Raw genomic sequence first — 17872 nt, 5'->3', positions numbered from 1 at the left:
GCCGTGCGGCCGGGTGAGGAGCGTGCGCTCATGCCTGGATCCACGAAGACGATGGGAGTGCTGACCGTCGGCGCGCTGGTCGCGGTGACGGCGTACACCGTGGCGCTGGGGAGCAACGGCTGGCTGTGGTTCGGCTGGGTGGTCCTCGGGCTGGCCACTCTGGGAATGCTCGCCACCCGCGACACCTGAGGCGCGGAACACGCGGTTCAGGGGCCGAGCCGGTCGGTGGTACGGGACAGCGAGTCGTAGGTCCGCGCGCCGGTCCACCGGCCGGTGAGCGGTGTGTCCGGCACCAGTGGCAGCACCTCGGTACCGGCCGCGGCGCCCGGGTGCTCGGCCCCGCGGCCGAGGGTGATGTGCGGGATCCAGCGCTCGGGGTCGTGGAGCGGGTTCGGGCGTCCGCTCCCCGGCGCCTCGCGCAGGGTGCGCCACACCGTCCGGTGCAGGCTCAGCAGGGCGTCGTCGGGCCTGACCGCCCAGGCCAGTACGTGCCTGCGGCCCCCGAACCGCACGAGCCCGTCGAGCGTCAGGGACAGGGGCAGTGCAGCCGTGAGCGTGTGGTCCAGCCCTGCCCGTGTCTGCGCGGGAAGGGTGTCCGCGGTGGCCAGGGTGAGGTGCGGGCGGTTGGTCGGATGCCGGTGCGCGGCCAGGCTGGGCAGCCCGGCGCGTGCCAGGCGCTCCCAAGCCTCGCGGACGGCGCGCTCGGTCGCGTGGTCGAGCAGCAGTTCCACACTGTGCACGCGGGCAGCGTACGGCACCGCGCTGCCGCGTGCCCGCCGCGTGCGGGCGTGCCCCGGCGGTGCCAGCATGGTGAGGCAGTGGCGCGGCCGTCCGGATCAGGCGTACAGCCTTCGCCGGTCGCGGGTCCCGATGTCGAGAGGTGGGTGCTTCGCATGGACAGGTCCGGGCTGATCGAGGCGGTGGGACATAGGACGGCGGGCGGGGGCGAGCTGTCGGCCGAGCAGATCGGGCTCGTCGTCGACGCCCTGTTCGGGACGGTCGCCGAGGCCGGCGCGATCGCCGAGACGCTCCGGACGGGTGGCGCGGTCACACTGGTGGGATTCGGCAGTTTCCACCAGGAGAACGGTGGGGCGGCGCTACGGCCGGGTAAGGCACTCAACGAGTTCGTCAACGACGAGGTCGGGCGAGCCGGGTAGCGGACCGATGGCGGTCATGACACTGCGTGCGTCGGGACGTGCGGAGCCCGAGGACGTCTGGCTCCGCTACGTCGACATCCGGCGCTGGCCGAGCTGGTCGCCGCAGATCAGAACGGTTCACGCCGACGGGGAGCGCGTCACCGCGGGGATGCGGGGTGAGGTCGTCTCGCTGTTCGGCGTCACGGCCGCGTTCGTGGTGGAGTCCGTCGACGACGAGCGGTGGCACTGGGTGTGGCGGGTGGCCGTCGGTCCTGTGCGGCTGCGGCTCGGCCACCGGGTGCTCCGGCGGCCGGGCGGATCGGCCACGGAACTCGTCGTCGAGGGCCCGGCGGTCGCTCTCGCCGCGTACGCGGCGCCCGCGCGGTGGGCGCTGGGCCGGTTGGTACGCGGCTGAGGCGCGGGGCCCCGTGCGGTCTCCCCCGTCCCGCCCGGTCGGGCCCTGACCGGGCGGGACCACGGCCGCGTACCGCTGCGGGGCGGACGTGATCCTCGGCCCGCGTGCGGACATCCACCGGGACCGACCGCTGCGGGGCGGACGGGAAGCGAGCGGTACGCGGGGCCCTCCGGCACGGCCTGGAGGGCCCCGCGAGCGCGCGGCAGGCAGTGAGGGGGTGCGTGAACACGCGGTCCTGCCCCGCACGACCTCGCGGGCCCACCGCCATCGGAGCTACGATCTCCGCCCGGGGGAAGCGACGAGTTCGTACACGCCGTCGACTGATGGCGCGTCAGGTGAGGTGACGGGAAGCGGGTACCAGTCCTCAGGAAGGCCGGGCCGCCCCCGGGCCGCGCCGACGAGTCGGCCGAGCGCGACAACACCATGCGTGACCTGGCAGAACGCGGCCACCAGCCCGGTCCGGAAGACAAGGAGAGAAGCCGTGTTCTATTACGTCCTGAAGTACGTCGTCCTGGGGCCCCTGCTCCGGCTGGTGTTCCGGCCCCGCATCGAAGGACTCGAACACATCCCCGACGAGGGTGCGGCCATCGTCGCGGGCAACCATCTCTCCTTCTCCGACCACTTCCTGATGCCGGCGATCCTCAAGCGCCGCATCACCTTCCTCGCGAAGGCCGAGTACTTCACGGGCCCCGGCATCAAGGGCAAGCTGACCGCGGCGTTCTTCCACAGCATCGGGCAGATCCCGGTGGACCGCTCCGGCAAGGAGGCGGGACAGGCGGCGATCCGCGAGGGGCTGGGGGTGCTGAGCAAGGGTGAACTGCTGGGTATCTACCCGGAGGGCACCCGCTCGCACGACGGACGGCTCTGCAAGGGCAAGGTCGGCGTCGCGGTGATGGCGATCAAGGCAGGGGTCCCGGTCATCCCCTGCGCGATGGTCGGCACCTTCGAGATCCAGCCGCCCGGACAGAAGATGCCGAAGATCAAGCGGGTCACGATCCGGTTCGGGGAGCCGCTGGACTTCTCGCGCTACGCCGGCCTGGAGGACCAGAAGGCCGCCATTCGTGCGGTCACGGACGAGATCATGTACGCCGTTCTCGGCCTCTCCGGTCAGGAGTACGTGGACGAGTACGCGGTCAAGGCGAAGGCGGCGCAGGCCGAGGAGTCGAAGAAGTTCCCGCGCCGGTCACGCTGAGCGGGGAATCTGCTGCGGGCCGAAATCCCTGGTCCGGCCGCCGGGGCGGCCGTAGCGTCCCTCGCATGAGCAGAGGACGGGTGTTCGTGCTGGGTGCGACGGGACAGATCGGCCGGGCCGCGGTGCGGGCCCTGTCCGGGGACGGCTGGGAGGTGACCGCCGCCTCCCTCGGCGGCGGCCGGGACGACGCCTGGGACGGCGGCGTCCGCACGGTCGCTCTCGACCGCGAGGAGGAGGGCGCCCTGTCGGCCGCGCTCGGCGACGGCTGTGACGTCCTGGTCGACACGGTCGCGTTCGGACCCGGCCACGCGGCGCAGCTGACCGGGCTGTCGGGCCGGGCCGGCTCCGCGGTGGTCATCTCCAGCGGCGCGGTGTACGAGGACGACCGGGGCCGCAGCTTCGACACGCAGGGAGAGCCGGACGGCTTTCCCGGATACCCCGTGCCGATCCCGGAGAGCCAGACGACGGTGGCGCCCGGCGACGAGACGTACGGGACGCGGAAGATCGCGCTGGAGCGTGAACTGCTGGCGGCCGGGGACGCGTTGCCCGTGACGCTGCTGAGGGCGGGCGCGATCCACGGGGAGCACTGCCGGTCACCGCGCGAGCTGTACTTCGTCAAACGTCTGCTGGACGGGCGCAGGCGGCGTGTCCTGGCGTACGGCGGGGAGAGCCGCTTCCATCCGGTCCATGTGTCCAACCTCGCCGAGCTCATCAGGCTCGCCGCTCTGGCTCCGGCGCCGCGCGTGCTCAACGCGGGGGATCCGCAGGCGCCGACGGTGGCCGAGATCGGGGCGGCCGTCGACGACGTGCTCGGTCTGGAGACCGAGACGGTGCTGGTGGCTGGTGCCCCGCCCGAGGGCGGGATCGGCGGGACGCCGTGGAGCGGCGCGCATCCCGTGGTCTACGACATGGCGGCGGCCGGACGGGAGTTGGGCTACCGCCCGGTGACCGGGTATGCCCAGTCGCTGCCGCGGACCGTCGAATGGCTCGCCGGGCGGCTCGACGGACGGGACTGGAGGCAGGCGTTCCCGAAGATGGTGCGCACCTACGGCGAGACGCTCTTCGACTACGCGGCGGAGGACGCCTGGCTGGAGCGTCACGACCGGACGACGTGAGCGGGGCTCGTCTCCGGAAGGGTGAACGGGCGGCCGCCGGAAACCATCGGCCGCCCGCTCACGTCATGGGGTGATCACGGCTTCGGTGTGGCGTGCGGGGTGCACGTCACATCGTGCCGGTCGGTCTTGCCCGTGAGCAGGTAGGTGTCCACCCGCTCGTTGACGCAGGGGTTGAGCAGGCCGGTGACACCGTGCGAGCCGGCGCCCTTCTCGGTGATGAGACGGGAGCCCTTGAAGCGCTTGTGCAGCTCGACGGCGCCCTCGTACGGGGTGGCGGCATCACGCGTGGACTGGACGATCAGCACCGGCGGCAGGCCCTTGCCGGTACGGACGTCCAGCGGCGTCTGCTGCTTGGACGGCCAGGTGGCACAGGGCAGGTTCATCCAGGCGTTGGCCCAGGTCATGAACGGGTACTGCTCGTGCAGCCGGGTGTTGTCGCGGTCCCACTTCTTCCAGCTGGTGGGCCACTTGGCGTCCGCGCACTCGACCGCCGTGTACACGGCGTTGCCGTTCTCCGAGCTGATGTTGCCCGCGGTGTCCGACAGGTCGGGTGCCGCGGCGTCGATCAGTGCCTGGGTGTCGCCGCCCAGGTAGTCGCTCCAGATCCGGGCGGTGGGCGCCCAGGCGGAGTCGTAGTACGGCGCGCTCTGGAAGAAGCCGATGAGCTCGGCGGGGCCCACGACGCCGCCGATCGGGTTCTTCTTGGCCGCGGCGCGCAGCGTCAGCCAGGCCTGCTCGACCTTCTCCGGTGTGTCACCGATGTGGTAGGCGGCGTCGTTCTCGGCGACCCACGCCTTCCAGTCGTTCCAGCGCGTTTGGAAGGCGATGTCCTGGTTGAGGTTGGCCTCGTACCAGATGTTGTCCTTCGCCGGGTTGACCACGCTGTCGACGACCATGCGGCGCACGTGCGACGGGAAGAGTGTGCCGTAGACCGCGCCCAGGTAGGTGCCGTACGAGACACCGAGGAAGTTGAGCTGCTTCTCGCCGAGCGCGGCACGGATGACATCCAGGTCGCGCGCGGTGTCGGGCGTGGTCATGTGCGGCAGCATCTCACCGCTGCGCTCGGCACAGCCGTCGGCGTACTCGGCCGCGAGCTTGCGCTGGGCACGCTTGTCGGCCTCGCTGTCCGGCACCGGATCGGCCTTCGGGGCCTTCACGAACTCCTGCGGGTCGACGCAGGAGATCGGCGCCGAGTGGCCGACGCCGCGTGGGTCGAAGCCCACGAAGTCGTACGCCTTCGCGGCCGTCGTCCAGCGCGGGTTCTTGGTGACGACGCGCTTCGGGAACGCCATGCCCGAGCCGCCGGGACCGCCGGGGTTGTAGACGAGTGCGCCTTGGCGCTCGTCCTTCGTGCCCGTGCTGACGTGCCGGTCCACCGCGAGCCTGATCTGCTTGCCGTCCGGCTTGCCGTAGTCGAGCGGAACGCTCACCCAGCCGCACTGGATGGGCGCGGTGATCGCCCAGTCGGCCGGACAGTCCGCCCAGTCGATTCCCGCCTTCGCGGCCCGGGCCGCGGCGATCTGCACGCCACGCGCTTCCTGGCCGCCGTGGTGCAGGCTGTCGGCGCCTGCGGCCGGTGCGGCCATCGCCCCTGCTATGAGCGTGCCCGCGATCAGAGTGCCGGCCGAACCGAGCACCGCTGTGCGTCTCAAGTGGAACCTCCCCCTGCGTGATGCGCCGCCGGTCGCGGCGCGTCGGTTCATGTGTCCAGGAGGATCCTTTCGTCTGTGAGGTTGCTGAGAACAAGGCGTACGCGTGTTTCTTTACCGAACCAATAACCGGTGTCGGGGTCCCGCTGAGCGAACTCAGGGCCTCCGGTGGGCCTTCGACTCCTTCAGGAGGCCTTCCAGCGCTTCGTCCAGCACCGCCCGCAGCAGCCGTGCGTCCTGTGCGAGCGCCGTCACCAGAACGGCGGGTCCGGCGAGCGGGGTGAGTACCGCTGTGGGGCCGAGCAGGCGGGGAGCGGGCATGGCCTCGTCGAACGCGGGGTCGACCACGAGCAGTTGCCCGACGGCCCGGTGACCGTCCAGCACGGCCGGACCGTCCCAGCCTCCGGGTGCTCCAGGCCCGTACGCCAACTGCTGTTCGAGCAGCGGCCGTCCGGCTCTGCGCACCGTGAGGCGGGTCGAGAGCCTTCCGGTCGGTTCGCCGTGCCGGCCCAGGATCAGTTCCTCGCGCAGCACCAGGCGGGCGGTGGGGGCGAGGTCGGCCCGGGTGGTCATGTCGAGTTCGCTGCCGCGGGCGGAGACGAGCTGTTCGGGGAACCAGCGGAGCTCGGCTCCCTCCCCCGCGCTCAGCCGCACGGCGTACGAAGCGGGGCCGGCGTCCTGGCCGGCTCCCGGCAGCGCCACGGTGGCGGCCGCGGCGTCCACCGTCATGCGGGCTCCGTCCTCGGCGCGCACCTCGATGGCGAGCCGGTCGCCGCCGAGCGGCGCGCTCATGGCGCCGACCACGGTGACGCGCGCGTACCCGGTGTCCTGGGACCTGGTCCGGCGCAGGGCGAGCGGCCCGTCGCTCTCGAGCACCGGAAGGACCGTGGAGCCCCGCCCGTCGGCGACCGCCGTGATCCGGGCGGTTGCCGTGACGCTCACGCGGCCCAGTCCGCGAGCCGCTCCCGCACCCAGTCGGCGACGGGCGCGACACCATCGGCACCGGTCAGGGAGGTGAACACCACCGGGAGTTCACCTCGCTGGTCCGCGGCGTCGCGGGCCATCCGGTCCAGGTCGGAGCCGACGTAGGGGGCGAGGTCGGTCTTGTTGATGACGAGCAGGTCGGCGGTGCTGACACCGGGGCCGCCCTTGCGCGGGATGTCGTCGCCGCCCGCGACGTCGATGACGAAGACCTGGGCGTCGACGAGTCCCCTGGAGAAGGTGGCCGTGAGGTTGTCGCCGCCCGATTCGACGAGGATCAGGTCGAGCGGCCCCACGGAGTCCTCCAGGTCCTCGACCGCTTCGAGGTTGGCGGAGATGTCGTCGCGGATCGCGGTGTGCGGGCAGGCGCCGGTCTCGACGGCCTGGATGCGCTCGGGCGGCAGCACCGCGTTGCGGAGCAGGAAGGCGGCGTCCTCGCGGGTGTAGATGTCGTTGGTGACGACGGCGATGGAGACGCGGTCGCGCAGGGCGCGGCAAAGGGCCGCGACGGTGGCCGTCTTGCCCGACCCGACCGGGCCGCCGAGGCCGATGCGCAGCGCGCGGCGGCTGCCGTCGGGGCGGGCTGCGTCGGCGCTGACAGCCGCGGGGCCGTTGTGTGTGTGGTCGAGGTGCATGGGTGCGACTCCTGGTGATGCGGTCGGGACGGGTTCCGGATTCAGGAAGCGAACAGACGGACCGGCCAGCCCGCGTGGGTCTCGGCCGAGATGTCGAGCAGCGGGGCCGAGGCGGCGGGCAGCGCGTCGATGCCGCGCCGTGCGGCCTCGGCCGCCTGCTCGGCGACCTCGTCGAGTGCGGGTGTGAGGCGGGCGAGGACCGCGGTGGCCTCGAAGGGGTCCAGGGACAGCAGCCGGACCACCGCGCTGGCGGGGCCGCTGACCGTTTCGTAGGCGACGCAGTGCGCGGCGTCCGTCGGTCCCAGGCCCGCGGCGCGGGCGGTGAGCCCGAGGACGACCGGCTGGTGGGCGCCGCGGGGCCGGGCTCCGGCGAGCGCGGTGAGTTCGGGGCTGGGCCAGGTGGCCCGTGCCGCCCTCATCAGCTGCCGGCCGAGTCTGCGGGCGACGCCCCTGAGCGCGGGCGAGGGTGTCCGGGCGTCGGCGGCCTCGTCGAGGGCGAGCGGGTCGAGGCCGTGCGCCGCGGCGGCGGCGAGGGCGGCGGAGGTGAGCCCTGTGGTGTGGAGCCGGCCGAGGCAGAAGTCGGCCAGGTCCTGTGCGTCTCTGATGTGTCCCGCCTTGACGGCCGGCTCGGCGCCACCGGAGTGGGCGTGGCCACCGGCGGGGAACCGGCCGTCGGCGAGGACGAGCAGGGCTGCGCGCGTCGTCATGAGGTGCTGTCCCGTCCTCAGAAGAGGAAGTAACGCTGGGCCATGGGGAGTTCCGCGGCGGGGGCGGGTTCGACGGGATCTCCGTCGATGGTGACGGCGAAGCTGTCGGGATCGACCTCGACCCGGGGCAGGGCGTCGTTCTCGCGCATGTCCGCCTTGGTGACGCCGCGGGTGCTGCTGATCGGCACGAACTTCTTCCCCAGTCCGAGGTGTTCCGGCAGTCCGGCCTCGATGGCGGCCGAGGAGACGAAGTTCAGGGAGTTGGCGGAGGGCGACCGTCCCACGGCGCCGAACATCGGACGGGGCATGACCGGCTGCGGTGTGGGGATCGAGGCGTTGGCGTCGCCCATCTGCGCGTACGCGATCTGGCCCCCCTTGATCACGGTCTGCGGCTTGACGCCGAAGAACGCCGGTTCCCACAGCACGAGGTCGGCTAGCTTGCCGGGTTCGACGGAGCCGATCTCCCGGTCCAGTCCCTGGGCCGCCGCCGGGTTGATGGTGTATTTGGCGACATAGCGACGTGCGCGGTGGTTGTCGGCGGCCCCGTCGCCCGGCAGCGCGCCGCGCCGCCGCTTCATCACATGGGCGGTCTGCCAGGTGCGCAGGATCACCTCACCGATGCGGCCCATCGCCTGGGAGTCCGAGGAGATGATCGAGATGGCTCCCAGGTCGTGGAGGATGTCCTCGGCCGCGATGGTCGAGGGCCGGATCCGTGACTCGGCGAACGCGAGGTCCTCCGGCACCGCGGGGTTGAGGTGATGACAGACCATCAGCATGTCGAGGTGTTCCTCGATCGTGTTGACGGTGTGCGGCCGCGTCGGATTCGTGGAGCTGGGCAGGACGTAGGGCTCCGAGACCACACTGATGATGTCGGGAGCGTGGCCGCCGCCCGCGCCCTCGGTGTGGTACGCGTGGATCGAGCGTCCCGCGACGGCTGCCAGCGTGTCGGCGACGAACCCTGCCTCGTTGAGCGTGTCCGTGTGGATGGCGAGCTGGGCGCCGGTCTCCTCGCAGACCCCCAGGCAGGCGTCGATGACGGCGGGGGTGGCGCCCCAGTCCTCGTGGATCTTGAATCCGAGCGCCCCCGCGCGCAGTTGGGAGTGCATGGCCTCGCGCGACATCGTGTTGCCCTTGCCGAGCAGCCCGATGTTGACGGGGTATCCGTCGAGCGCCTCGAACATCCGGGCGAGGTGCCAGGGGCCGGGAGTGATCGTCGTGGCCTTGGTCCCTTCGGCCGGTCCCGTACCTCCGCCGACGAGCGTGGTGATTCCGGAGGAGAGGGCCTGGTCGACGAGGGTGGGCGAGATGAAGTGGACGTGCGCGTCGATGGCGCCGGCGGTGACGAACTTGCCGTTGCCCACGATGATCTCGGTCTCGGGTCCGATGACCAGCTCGGGGTGGACACCGTCCATCGTGTCGGGGTTCCCGGCCTTGCCGATCCCGGTGATCCGGCCGTCACGGATTCCGATGTCGGCCTTGACGATGCCCCAGTGGTCGATGATGACGGCCCCGGTGATCACGGTGTCGGGGGCGCCTTCGGCGCGGGTGGTCCGCGCCTGGCCCATCGATTCACGGATCACCTTGCCACCGCCGAACACGGCCTCGTCCCCGGCCAGTCCGGGCCCCCCGGACCGGTCCTCCTCGATCTCGACGACGAGATCGGTGTCGGCGAGCCGGATGCGGTCGCCTGTGGTGGGACCGAACAGGTCGGCGTACACCGGGCGGCTGAGCTCAGGCATCGAGGGGACCTCCGGTGTCGCCACGCAGTCCGGGGACGATGCGCAGACCTGCGAGTGGGACGAGTTCGACGTCGACGGGGACACCGGGTTCGAAGCGCACAGCGGTTCCGGCGGCGATGTTCAGCCGCAGCCCGTGGGCGGTGTGACGGTCGAACTCCAGGCCGGTGTTGGCCTCGGCGAAGTGGTAGTGCGAACCGACCTGGACGGGCCGGTCGGCGACGTTGAGGACGGTGAGGCGGGTGACGGGTCGGCCCTCGTTGAGCGGCACCGGGCTCTCCGCGTACAGGATCTCTCCTGGAATCATCGATCGATCTCCCGTCAGACGATCGGCTCGTGGACGGTGACCAGCTTGGTCCCGTCCGGGAAGGTGGCTTCGACCTGGACGTCGTGGATCATCTCCGGGATGCCGTCCATGACGTCGGCGCGGGTGAGCACCTTCCGGCCGGAGGCCATGAGTTCGGCCACGGTCCGGCCGTCGCGGGCGCCTTCCAGGAGGTGCGAGGTGATCAGCGCGATCGCCTCGGGGTGGTTCAGCCGCAGTCCGCGCGCCCTGCGCTTCTCTGCGACATCGGCCGCCACGTGGATGAGCAGGCGTTCCTGTTCGTGCGGAGTCAGTTGCACGCTTCCACCCTCTTCGTCTACCGCCCGGTACCTGCCCCGGGCGCAGCGGGACCCTACCCCGGCTTCAACACTCTGTTGAACGATGAAGAGGATTCCGCGACCAGGTATTGCACGTTAGGGCGGAAGTTTTTCCGGCGCGTTAACTGGTCTTTTGCGGATCCATGGACATCAGCGCGCGCAGCCCGTTCTCCAGGACCTCGGGCTCGACCCCGCCGAAGAGAGCCTCCTGCGCGATGAATCCCTGAGCGCTCGCGATCAGGGTCCGGGCCACGTCGTCGGCCGGCACGCCGGAGGGCATGAGCCCGGCCGCACGGTAGGCCTCGACCAGCTTCGCCCAGGCCACGCGCATGCCCGCGTAGCCCTTTGAGGCAGTCGTCATGCCTGCTGCGCCGAACCGCCGCGCGGTCGCCGTCATCCCGCTCGTCCCACTGATCGTGACTCTCAGCCTCTGGGCCTTCTCGTGGCCCGCAGCCCGGATCGCCCCGCGCGATCTGCCCGTCGGTGTCGCGGGTTCCGCCCCGGCGGCCGATCAGCTCCAGAGGGCGTTCGAACGATACGGCGGCGCCTTCGAGATCCGCCGGTACGACGACGAGGAGGCCGCGCGCGGGGCGGTCGAGGGCCGGGCCGTATACGGCGCCGTCGTCGTCACCGGCAAGGGGCCGCGACTGCTCACCGCGTCGGCGGCGAGCCCTGTCGTGGCGCAGCTGCTGACCGAGGCGGTCAAGGGGGCCGCGCCCGCCGGGGCCGCCGTACCGGTCACCGATGTCGTCGCGGCGCCGAAGGCGGACCCACGGGGCGCCGCCCTCGGCGCGAGCATCCTGCCGCTGGCTCTCGCCGGGGTCGCCGCGGGTGCGCTGGTGACCGTCAAGGGGCTGCGCGGCTCCCGGGCGGCCCTGACGCTCGTCGGCGCGGCCGCACAGCTGTTCGCGATCACGCAGTGCCCGAACCCTCGAAGGCGCCCCGCGTGCGCCCGTCCCGTGCGGTACCCGCACCCGGTCGGCCCCAGATCCTGACAGAGTGCCGCCGCCGGCACCGCGAAGGCGTCAGCGATCCCGGTCCTCGTGACTCCGGTGTTCCGCGGCGATTCCGAAGCGGTGCCGTTCACCCGTGGCGGACGGCACCGAACGCAGGGACGACACCGAGCTGATCACCTGTTCCTCCACGGCCGCCTCCTGCGCCTCGGCCTCCTCGCTCTCGAGTCGCTGCAGGTCAGCGGCGGAGACCAGGGCGACCAGCGGCTTCCCGTGCCGCGTCACCACCACGCGTTCACCGCCGTAGACGACGCGGTTGATCAGTTCGGCGAGCTCCGCCCGGGCTTGCGTCACCGGAATCTCGTAGGCCATGACCTCATTCTAACCTCCTGTACATCCTGTACATTTTTGACGTACTCCGAAACGCGCAGCCCGAGGCCCAGGAGAGGCATCGCCATGATCCGTCCCGCCGCCCGCTACGTCCTGCCCGAGTTCACCGAGCGCACCGCCTACGGAACCCGGAACATGGATCCGTACTCGAAGCTGCTGTCCGAGCGGATCGTCTTCCTCGGCACTCCCGTCGACGACACCGCGGCGACCGACCTGATCGCCCAGTTCATGTATCTGGAGCACGCGGACCCCGACCGGCCGCTGTCCCTCTACATCAATTCGCCCGGGGGCTCGTTCAACGCCATGACGGCGGTCCACGACACCATGCGGTTCCTCGCCTGTGAAGTGGAGACCTTCTGCCTCGGGCAGGCGGGGGCAGCCGCCGCCGTCCTGCTCGCCGCCGGAACACCGGGACGCCGACATGCCCTGCCGGGCGCCCGGGTACTCATCCAGCAACCCGCCCTGGACGAGCCGGTGCGGGGCCAACTGTCCGATCTCGACATCCGGGCGCGCGAGTTGACGCGCGAGCGCGAGCTGCTCACGGCCTTGCTGGCCCGTTACACGGATCGTTCCACGGAGCAGATCAGCGCCGACATCGAACGGGACACCATCCTCGACGCCGAGGCCGCCTTGGCGTTCGGGCTGGTGGACCACGTCGTGGAGAACCGCACGCCGCCCCAGCCGCCGCGTTCCTCGAGGTGAACACCCGATGCTCCCGCCCCAGTTACCGCCGCTCCCCGCGCTGACCCGCGCCGAGGCCGAGTTCATCGACTGCTACCTGGAGGTGCTCGACCAGCTCGGCCGCATCAATCCCGCCCGGGGCGGCGACACGTACGGCGCCCTCCGGGCGGCCCAGGCCCTCGCCTCGCGGGCCACGGCCCTGCGCGACGCACTCGTCTCGATGCATGAGCGGGGCGAGTCGGAGATCCACGCGGACACCCTGGCCAGAGCGCTGCGACTGCTGGACGGAGAACGTCGCGCGGGGCGGGTCGCCCTGCCTCCGGCACCTTCGAGTTGAGCGGCCTCCGCTCCGACTCGCCGGTAGGGACCGCCCTTTCGGCACCGATGTGCGACACGCCCGGCGGGCCGATGAGTTCGCCTCGCTCGATCGGCGTAGACGCTCCCCCGCCCGAGGGACAGCCCAACTTGCGCATCCGGCGCGGACGCTGAACGGAATCCATGGTTCCGTCCCTGGTACGCGGCTGGTCGGGTCCGGCCGTCGCGGCTGGGCGCGGACGGCGTCCACTCGATCGGATCAGTCGTGACGACTCTCACATATCGCCACTTCGGACAGGAAATCCGGCAGCGCGTAGGTAAAGATCCCTGGGACGACAAGCCCCCGCCACCGCGGCGGGGCGGTCCGGGCGGACGCCGAGTCCTGCCGCCGTCCGGATGTCTGGTCGACAGAAGTGGATCGGCAGGAGTGGAGGACCCGAGCACAACGGGCCGGCCGGAGTTCCGGACGGCCCTCGGGGTGAAGCCGCTGCACGCGGCCGGGCAACTTCGCCAGCCCGAACCCGACAGGTCATCCTTCACAGGCGGCTGACGAAGGGTTGCGCATGACTGCGCAGGTTCATGTCCCGTCTCTGTTCGCCCGGGTCGGTACGGCCTCGGTCCTGACCTTCGCGGTGGGCACCACCGTGCTGGCCCCGGGCTTCGTGAACGAGGCCGAGGCCGCCACCTACTCGACGAAGGCGCTCAGCATCGCCGCCTCGAAGAAGGGCGCGCCCTACAGATGGGGCGCCACCGGCCCGTCCCGGTTCGACTGCTCAGGGCTCACGCTCTATTCGTTCAGGAAAGCCGGCAGGAAACTCCCCCGCACGGCGCAGCAGCAGTACAACAAGACCCGTCATGTCTCCAGGTCGCAGCGGAAACGCGGCGACCTGGTCTTCTTCCATGCGGGCCGCAGCGTGTACCACGTCGGCATCTACGCCGGCAGCGGGAGGATCTGGCATTCGCCCAAGGCCGGGGCGGTGGTCCGGCTGGAGAAGATCTGGTCCGGCAACGTCTGGTACGGGAGGGTCCGCTGACACTCCTCCCCCACAGGTTCAGTGCAGCTGGGGCCCGGTCACGAGCACGAGTCCCGGTGCGGTGAGTGCCGTGCCGCTGCCGCCCTCGATCACACGGGTGGTACGCGGCCGGCGCAGCCGGTCCACGGCCGGGAACCGCACGAGCGCCCCGGACGGGGGGGACGACCGTGTCCATCGCCCTTCCCTGGCCGGCTCCCGCGCAGGCCTGACACCCCCGCGTGGGGCGTTACGGGTGGCCGGGCCGCCCGCACCCGGCGGAGGCCCGTCCGAAGCCGCCGCACAGCGGTGCCACCGGCGTCGTCGCCGCAGCCGTGTTCCGGCCCCCCTCCGGTGCACCGCGGAGATGGTCCGCCGGAGGGGGGCCGGGGCTGACGTCGAGCCGGCCACCGTGCTCCCTGGCTGCGGCGCCCGTGTCCGGGACGGCACCAGCCGGGGGCACGCCGTACCCCCGGGAGACGGGCGCCTCCCGCGGGTCCGCAGGGTCAGCCCACCGGCAGGGGCGCCGTCGCGAGGATGGTGTCCACCGCCGTCCCGATCTGCCCCTGCGTCAGGTCGGCACGGGCGGTCAGCCTGAGCCTGGAGATCCCGTCGGGCACCGAAGGCGGCCGGAAGCACCCCACCGCCAGCCCCGCCGCCCGGCAGTCGGCGGCCCAGCGCACCGCCGACTCCGCCGAGGGCGCACGGACCGACACGACGGCGGCGTCGGGACGCACCGCGGTCAGTCCGGCCGCCACCAGCCGGTCGTACAGCTCCACGGCGACGCCCCCCGCCCTCGCCGCGCGTTCGGGTTCGCGGCGCAGCAGACGCAGTGCGCCCAGGGCAGCCCCGACGGCCGTCGGCGCGAGACCCGTGTCGAAGATGAACGTACGGGCGGTGTTGACCAGATGCCGGATGACCCGGGCGGGTCCGAGCACCGCTCCACCCTGGCTGCCGAGCGACTTGGAGAGTGTGAGCGTGGCGACGATCCCCTCGCCGCCCGCGAGTCCGGCGGCGGCGAGCGCGCCGCGCCCGCCCTCTCCCAGGACGCCGAGCCCGTGCGCGTCGTCCACGAGAAGGGGCGCGCCGGCCTCACGGCAGACCTCGGCGAGTGCGGCGAGCGGGGCGGCGTCGCCGTCCACCGAGAAGACGGAGTCGCTCACGGCGAGCGCCCGTCCGGCGTGCGTCATGAGCGCTTTGCGTACGGCCTCGGGGTCCGCGTGCGGGACGACGGCCGTGGCGGCCCGGGAGAGCCTGCAGCCGTCGACGATCGAGGCGTGGTTGCCCGCGTCGGAGACGATCAGCGAGTCGTGTCCGGTGAGCGCCGTGAGTGCGGCGAGGTTGGCCGCGTAGCCGGAGGAGAAGACCAGGGCGGCCTCGAATCCGCAGAAGGCCGCCAGTTCGCGCTCGAGTTCGGCGTGCAGCGCGGTGGACCCGGTGACGAGCCGCGAGCCGGTGGACCCCGCGCCCCATGTCCGTGCCGCGTCCGCCGCCGCCGCGGTGACTTCGGGGTGCCGGCTCAGGCCCAGGTAGTCGTTGCTGGCGAGGTCCAGCGTTTCCGTCTCCGCGGCGCGGGGGCGCAGCGTCCGGACCAGTCCGGCGTCCGCGCGGCGCCGGTCCTCGTCGTCGATCCAGTCGAACGGGGCGTAGGACATGAGCGGGTCCCTTTTTGTAGGCAGCTCACAGACCTTAGCCAAGTGCGCAACCGGCCAGGGTGTGGCAATACACACAGCATCGACCGGACGTACTGTCCGGTTCCTCCTTGGCCGATGGCGGTGCCGTACGTCAGGATCAGGGCCATGGACCTGCTGAACACGCTGGTGGACAAGGGGCTGCGGCGCGAACTGCCGACCCGGGACGAAGCGCTCGCCGTACTGGCGACCTCCGACGACGAACTGCTCGACGTGGTGGCCGCCGCCGGAAAGGTGCGCCGCCAGTGGTTCGGCCGGCGCGTCAAACTCAACTACCTGGTGAACCTGAAGTCCGGGCTCTGCCCGGAGGACTGCTCGTACTGCTCGCAGCGTCTCGGCTCCAAGGCCGAGATCCTCAAGTACACCTGGCTGAAGCCGGACGAGGCGCGGAAGGCCGCTGCCGCGGGGGTGGCCGGCGGCGCCAAGCGGGTGTGCCTGGTGGCCAGTGGCCGGGGACCGACCGACCGCGACGTCGACCGGGTGTCGCAGACGATCGAGGCCATCAAGGAGCAGCACGAGGGCGTCGAGGTGTGTGCCTGCCTCGGCCTGTTGTCGGAGGGCCAGGCCGACCGGCTGAGGTCGGCGGGGGCTGACGCGTACAACCACAACCTCAACACCTCGGAGGGGACGTACGGGGACATCACGACCACGCACACGTACGCCGACCGGGTGGACACCGTCCAGCAGGCCCAGGCCGCCGGGCTGTCGGCGTGTTCGGGTCTGATCGCCGGCATGGGCGAGACGGACGCCGACCTGGTGGACGTCGTCTTCTCGCTGCGTGAGCTGGATCCCGACTCGGTGCCGGTGAACTTCCTGATCCCCATGGAGGGGACACCGCTCGCGAAGGACTGGCACCTGACGCCGCAGCGGTGCCTGCGCATCCTGGCGATGGTCAGGTTCGTCTGCCCGGACGTCGAGGTGCGGCTCGCGGGCGGTCGCGAGGTCCATCTGCGTTCGATGCAGCCGCTCGCCCTGAACCTGGTCAACTCCATCTTCCTGGGTGACTATCTGACCAGTGAGGGCCAGTCCGGTCAGACCGACCTCGACATGATCGCGGACGCCGGTTTCGAGGTGGAGGGCGCCGACACCACGACCTTGCCCGGGCACCGCGCCCCCGCGGCCGCCGGCTGCGGCTCGCACGAGGGCGGCGCACCGGGTGCTCATGAGGGCGGCGGGTGCGGTTCGCACGGCGGTGGCTGCGGTCCGTGCGGCGAGAACGCAGGGGCGCCTGCCGTTCCGGAACCTTCGGAGGCCCTGGCGGCGCGCACCGACCTGGTGGCGGTCCGCCGCCGTGGCGCCGGGACGGACCTCGCGCCCAATGCCTGATCAGCTCCGCCCGTCGGAACTCCGTGCCCTGGACCGGGCTCACGTCTGGCACCCCTACGGCCCCATGCCGGGCCGGCAGGAGCCGCTGGTCGTGGAGTCGGCGTCCGGGGTACGTCTCCGGCTCGCCGAACCCGCCCACGGCCGGATCGAATTGGTGGACGGCATGTCGTCCTGGTGGTCGGCGGTCCACGGCTACAACCACCCGGTGCTCAACGAGGCCGCACGCGGCCAGCTGGACCGGATGAGTCATGTGATGTTCGGCGGGCTCACGCACGAGCCCGCCGTCCGGCTGGCGACACGGCTGGTGGAGATCACACCGGAGCCCCTCCAGCACGTCTTCCTCGCCGATTCGGGGTCGGTCTCCGTCGAGGTCGCGGTGAAGATGTGCCTGCAGTACTGGCGTTCGGCGGGGCGGCCCGCCAAACGCCGGCTGATGACATGGCGCGGCGGGTACCACGGGGACACCTGGCAGCCCATGTCGGTGTGCGACCCCGAGGGCGGGATGCACGAGCTGTGGTCGGGCTCGCTCCCCCGGCAGGTCTTCGCGGACGCGCCTCCGGACGGCTTCGACGCCGAACCCGACGACGCCTACGTGAGGCATCTGCGCGAGCTGGTGGCCGCCCACGCCGACGAGCTGGCGGCGGTGATCGTGGAGCCCGTGGTGCAGGGGGCGGGCGGGATGCGCTTCCACTCCCCGACGTATCTGCGGGTGCTTCGTGAGGCGTGCGACGAGCACGACGTGCTGCTGGTGTTCGACGAGATCGCGACGGGGTTCGGCCGGACCGGGCAGTTGTTCGCGGCCGGGCACGCCGGGGTGTCACCGGATGTCATGTGCGTCGGCAAGGCGCTGACCGGCGGCTATCTGACGCTGGCGGCGACGCTGTGCACCTCGCGGGTGGCGGAGGGCATTTCGAGCGGCGACGTGCCGGTGCTGGCGCACGGGCCGACGTTCATGGGCAACCCGCTCGCCTCTGCGGTCGCCTGCGCGTCCGTGGACCTCCTGCTGGGCCAGGACTGGGAGCTGGAGGTGAAGCGGATCGGCGCGGGACTGCGACGGGGCCTGGCGGAGGCCGCCGGCGTTCCGGGCGTACGCGATGTCCGGGTGCTGGGTGCCATCGGGGTGGTGCAGCTCGATCACGAGGTGGACATGGCCGCCGCCACGCGGGCCGCGGTCCGCGAGGGCGTGTGGCTGCGCCCGTTCCGCGATCTCGTGTACACGATGCCGCCCTATGTGACCGGCGACGACGACGTGGCACGGATCTGCCGGGCCGTGTGCGCCGCGGCGAAGGAGGGCTGAG

At 71.7% G+C, this 17872-nt stretch carries 21 protein-coding genes, 2 pseudogenes and 1 riboswitch; of the genes and pseudogenes, 11 read left to right on the top strand and 12 right to left on the bottom strand.

Annotated elements, in window-relative coordinates; all coding sequences use genetic code 11:
* Window positions 1-30: 30 nt before the first annotated feature.
* The gene (locus LWJ43_RS29360) at window positions 31-189 is read left to right on the top strand and encodes a hypothetical protein (RefSeq protein WP_107103313.1); all 159 of its coding nucleotides are present in this window, start codon (window positions 31-33) and stop codon (window positions 187-189) included.
* Window positions 190-206: 17 nt separating this feature from the next.
* Here the strand turns inward: LWJ43_RS29360 and LWJ43_RS29355 are convergent, their stop codons facing one another.
* Complete coding sequence (locus LWJ43_RS29355; RefSeq protein WP_277335192.1) at window positions 207-740, bottom strand: 2'-5' RNA ligase family protein; 534 nt, start codon at window positions 738-740, stop codon at window positions 207-209.
* Window positions 741-920: 180 nt separating this feature from the next.
* Between LWJ43_RS29355 and LWJ43_RS29350 the strand changes: the two genes are divergently transcribed.
* The 4 genes from LWJ43_RS29350 to LWJ43_RS29335 all read left to right on the top strand — a co-directional run bounded on the left by LWJ43_RS29350 (window position 921) and on the right by LWJ43_RS29335 (window position 3858).
* Window positions 921-1157, top strand: a complete 237-nt coding sequence (locus tag LWJ43_RS29350) for an HU family DNA-binding protein (RefSeq protein ID WP_277335191.1) — start codon at window positions 921-923, stop codon at window positions 1155-1157.
* Between the two features lie 16 nt (window positions 1158-1173).
* On the top strand, window positions 1174-1551 hold the full coding sequence (locus tag LWJ43_RS29345; protein WP_277335190.1) for an SRPBCC family protein: 378 nt from the start codon (window positions 1174-1176) through the stop codon (window positions 1549-1551).
* Between the two features lie 481 nt (window positions 1552-2032).
* On the top strand, window positions 2033-2743 hold the full coding sequence (locus LWJ43_RS29340; RefSeq protein ID WP_277335189.1) for a lysophospholipid acyltransferase family protein: 711 nt from the start codon (window positions 2033-2035) through the stop codon (window positions 2741-2743).
* Window positions 2744-2829: 86 nt separating this feature from the next.
* On the top strand, window positions 2830-3858 hold the full coding sequence (locus LWJ43_RS29335; RefSeq protein WP_277336022.1) for an NAD-dependent epimerase/dehydratase family protein: 1029 nt from the start codon (window positions 2830-2832) through the stop codon (window positions 3856-3858).
* A 74-nt stretch (window positions 3859-3932) separates the two neighbouring features.
* Here the strand turns inward: LWJ43_RS29335 and LWJ43_RS29330 are convergent, their stop codons facing one another.
* From LWJ43_RS29330 to LWJ43_RS29295, 8 genes and pseudogenes are all read right to left on the bottom strand, one after another.
* Complete coding sequence (locus LWJ43_RS29330) at window positions 3933-5510, bottom strand: alpha/beta hydrolase (RefSeq protein WP_277335188.1); 1578 nt, start codon at window positions 5508-5510, stop codon at window positions 3933-3935.
* 153 nt (window positions 5511-5663) lie between these two features.
* A complete protein-coding gene (locus LWJ43_RS29325; RefSeq protein WP_277335187.1) occupies window positions 5664-6449 on the bottom strand; it encodes an urease accessory protein UreD in 786 nt (261 codons plus the stop codon).
* Window positions 6446-7123: an urease accessory protein UreG gene (ureG, locus tag LWJ43_RS29320; RefSeq protein ID WP_277335186.1), complete on the bottom strand. Its 678-nt coding sequence runs from the start codon at window positions 7121-7123 to the stop codon at window positions 6446-6448. The genes LWJ43_RS29325 and ureG overlap by 4 nt, the downstream gene beginning before the upstream one ends.
* Before the next feature lie 41 nt (window positions 7124-7164).
* Window positions 7165-7830 carry an urease accessory protein UreF gene (locus LWJ43_RS29315; RefSeq protein ID WP_277335185.1) on the bottom strand — a complete coding sequence of 222 codons (666 nt, stop codon included), beginning with the start codon at window positions 7828-7830 and terminating at the stop codon, window positions 7165-7167.
* Window positions 7831-7847: 17 nt separating this feature from the next.
* Window positions 7848-9569 (bottom strand): urease subunit alpha, encoded by a 1722-nt coding sequence (locus LWJ43_RS29310; protein ID WP_277335184.1) that lies wholly within the window; start codon window positions 9567-9569, stop codon window positions 7848-7850.
* Window positions 9562-9873: an urease subunit beta gene (locus LWJ43_RS29305; RefSeq protein ID WP_277335183.1), complete on the bottom strand. Its 312-nt coding sequence runs from the start codon at window positions 9871-9873 to the stop codon at window positions 9562-9564. The genes LWJ43_RS29310 and LWJ43_RS29305 overlap by 8 nt, the downstream gene beginning before the upstream one ends.
* 14 nt (window positions 9874-9887) lie before the next feature.
* A complete protein-coding gene (locus LWJ43_RS29300; RefSeq protein ID WP_277335182.1) occupies window positions 9888-10190 on the bottom strand; it encodes an urease subunit gamma in 303 nt (100 codons plus the stop codon).
* A gap of 139 nt (window positions 10191-10329) precedes the next feature.
* Window positions 10330-10554: pseudogene (locus LWJ43_RS29295) on the bottom strand (TetR/AcrR family transcriptional regulator); the annotation flags it as partial.
* 13 nt (window positions 10555-10567) lie between these two features.
* Here LWJ43_RS29295 and LWJ43_RS29290 point away from each other — a divergent pair.
* A pseudogene (locus LWJ43_RS29290) lies at window positions 10568-11107 on the top strand (ABC transporter permease); the annotation flags it as partial.
* Between the two features lie 126 nt (window positions 11108-11233).
* Here LWJ43_RS29290 and LWJ43_RS29285 read toward each other — a convergent pair.
* Window positions 11234-11533: a type II toxin-antitoxin system Phd/YefM family antitoxin gene (locus LWJ43_RS29285; RefSeq protein WP_277335181.1), complete on the bottom strand. Its 300-nt coding sequence runs from the start codon at window positions 11531-11533 to the stop codon at window positions 11234-11236.
* 84 nt (window positions 11534-11617) lie between these two features.
* On the opposite strand from LWJ43_RS29285, the gene LWJ43_RS29280 reads away from it, so the two are divergent.
* From LWJ43_RS29280 to LWJ43_RS29270, 3 genes are all read left to right on the top strand, one after another.
* Window positions 11618-12253, top strand: a complete 636-nt coding sequence (locus LWJ43_RS29280) for an ATP-dependent Clp protease proteolytic subunit (RefSeq protein WP_277335180.1) — start codon at window positions 11618-11620, stop codon at window positions 12251-12253.
* A 7-nt stretch (window positions 12254-12260) separates the two neighbouring features.
* On the top strand, window positions 12261-12569 hold the full coding sequence (locus LWJ43_RS29275; RefSeq protein ID WP_277335179.1) for a hypothetical protein: 309 nt from the start codon (window positions 12261-12263) through the stop codon (window positions 12567-12569).
* A 373-nt stretch (window positions 12570-12942) separates the two neighbouring features.
* Window positions 12943-13107: riboswitch (cyclic di-AMP (ydaO/yuaA leader) on the top strand.
* A gap of 3 nt (window positions 13108-13110) precedes the next feature.
* Window positions 13111-13581, top strand: coding sequence for a C40 family peptidase (locus LWJ43_RS29270; RefSeq protein ID WP_277335178.1), 471 nt, complete (start codon window positions 13111-13113; stop codon window positions 13579-13581).
* 18 nt (window positions 13582-13599) lie between these two features.
* Here the strand turns inward: LWJ43_RS29270 and LWJ43_RS29265 are convergent, their stop codons facing one another.
* Both LWJ43_RS29265 and LWJ43_RS29260 read right to left on the bottom strand, forming a co-directional pair.
* The gene (locus tag LWJ43_RS29265; RefSeq protein WP_277335177.1) at window positions 13600-13722 is read right to left on the bottom strand and encodes a hypothetical protein; all 123 of its coding nucleotides are present in this window, start codon (window positions 13720-13722) and stop codon (window positions 13600-13602) included.
* Window positions 13723-14063: 341 nt separating this feature from the next.
* Complete coding sequence (locus LWJ43_RS29260) at window positions 14064-15212, bottom strand: 8-amino-7-oxononanoate synthase (RefSeq protein WP_277335176.1); 1149 nt, start codon at window positions 15210-15212, stop codon at window positions 14064-14066.
* A 144-nt stretch (window positions 15213-15356) separates the two neighbouring features.
* Between LWJ43_RS29260 and bioB the strand changes: the two genes are divergently transcribed.
* Both bioB and LWJ43_RS29250 read left to right on the top strand, forming a co-directional pair.
* A complete protein-coding gene (gene bioB / locus LWJ43_RS29255) occupies window positions 15357-16574 on the top strand; it encodes a biotin synthase BioB (protein WP_277335175.1) in 1218 nt (405 codons plus the stop codon).
* Window positions 16567-17871, top strand: coding sequence for an adenosylmethionine--8-amino-7-oxononanoate transaminase (locus LWJ43_RS29250; RefSeq protein ID WP_277335174.1), 1305 nt, complete (start codon window positions 16567-16569; stop codon window positions 17869-17871). Before bioB ends, LWJ43_RS29250 begins: the two co-directional genes overlap by 8 nt.
* Window position 17872 lies beyond the last annotated feature (1 nt).

The sequence above is a fragment of the Streptomyces sp. JH34 genome, from assembly GCF_029428875.1.
Lineage (GTDB): Bacteria > Actinomycetota > Actinomycetes > Streptomycetales > Streptomycetaceae > Streptomyces.
The sequence above is the reverse complement of the archived record's forward strand: the minus strand, read 5'-3'. Positions and strand labels throughout refer to the sequence as shown.

What these genes read in the sequence shown, in the direction of transcription:
- LWJ43_RS29360 (WP_107103313.1), top strand. Translation starts at nt 31, where the DNA reads ATGCCTGGATCCACGAAGACGATGGGAGTGCTGACCGTCGGCGCGCTG.
- LWJ43_RS29345 (WP_277335190.1), top strand. Translation starts at nt 1,174, where the DNA reads ATGACACTGCGTGCGTCGGGACGTGCGGAGCCCGAGGACGTCTGGCTC.
- ureG (WP_277335186.1), bottom strand. Translation starts at nt 7,123, where the DNA reads ATGCACCTCGACCACACACACAACGGCCCCGCGGCTGTCAGCGCCGAC.
- LWJ43_RS29315 (WP_277335185.1), bottom strand. Translation starts at nt 7,830, where the DNA reads ATGACGACGCGCGCAGCCCTGCTCGTCCTCGCCGACGGCCGGTTCCCC.
- LWJ43_RS29310 (WP_277335184.1), bottom strand. Translation starts at nt 9,569, where the DNA reads ATGCCTGAGCTCAGCCGCCCGGTGTACGCCGACCTGTTCGGTCCCACC.
- LWJ43_RS29305 (WP_277335183.1), bottom strand. Translation starts at nt 9,873, where the DNA reads ATGATTCCAGGAGAGATCCTGTACGCGGAGAGCCCGGTGCCGCTCAAC.
- LWJ43_RS29285 (WP_277335181.1), bottom strand. Translation starts at nt 11,533, where the DNA reads ATGGCCTACGAGATTCCGGTGACGCAAGCCCGGGCGGAGCTCGCCGAA.
- LWJ43_RS29280 (WP_277335180.1), top strand. Translation starts at nt 11,618, where the DNA reads ATGATCCGTCCCGCCGCCCGCTACGTCCTGCCCGAGTTCACCGAGCGC.
- LWJ43_RS29275 (WP_277335179.1), top strand. Translation starts at nt 12,261, where the DNA reads ATGCTCCCGCCCCAGTTACCGCCGCTCCCCGCGCTGACCCGCGCCGAG.
- LWJ43_RS29270 (WP_277335178.1), top strand. Translation starts at nt 13,111, where the DNA reads ATGACTGCGCAGGTTCATGTCCCGTCTCTGTTCGCCCGGGTCGGTACG.
- LWJ43_RS29260 (WP_277335176.1), bottom strand. Translation starts at nt 15,212, where the DNA reads ATGTCCTACGCCCCGTTCGACTGGATCGACGACGAGGACCGGCGCCGC.
- bioB (WP_277335175.1), top strand. Translation starts at nt 15,357, where the DNA reads ATGGACCTGCTGAACACGCTGGTGGACAAGGGGCTGCGGCGCGAACTG.
- LWJ43_RS29250 (WP_277335174.1), top strand. Translation starts at nt 16,567, where the DNA reads ATGCCTGATCAGCTCCGCCCGTCGGAACTCCGTGCCCTGGACCGGGCT.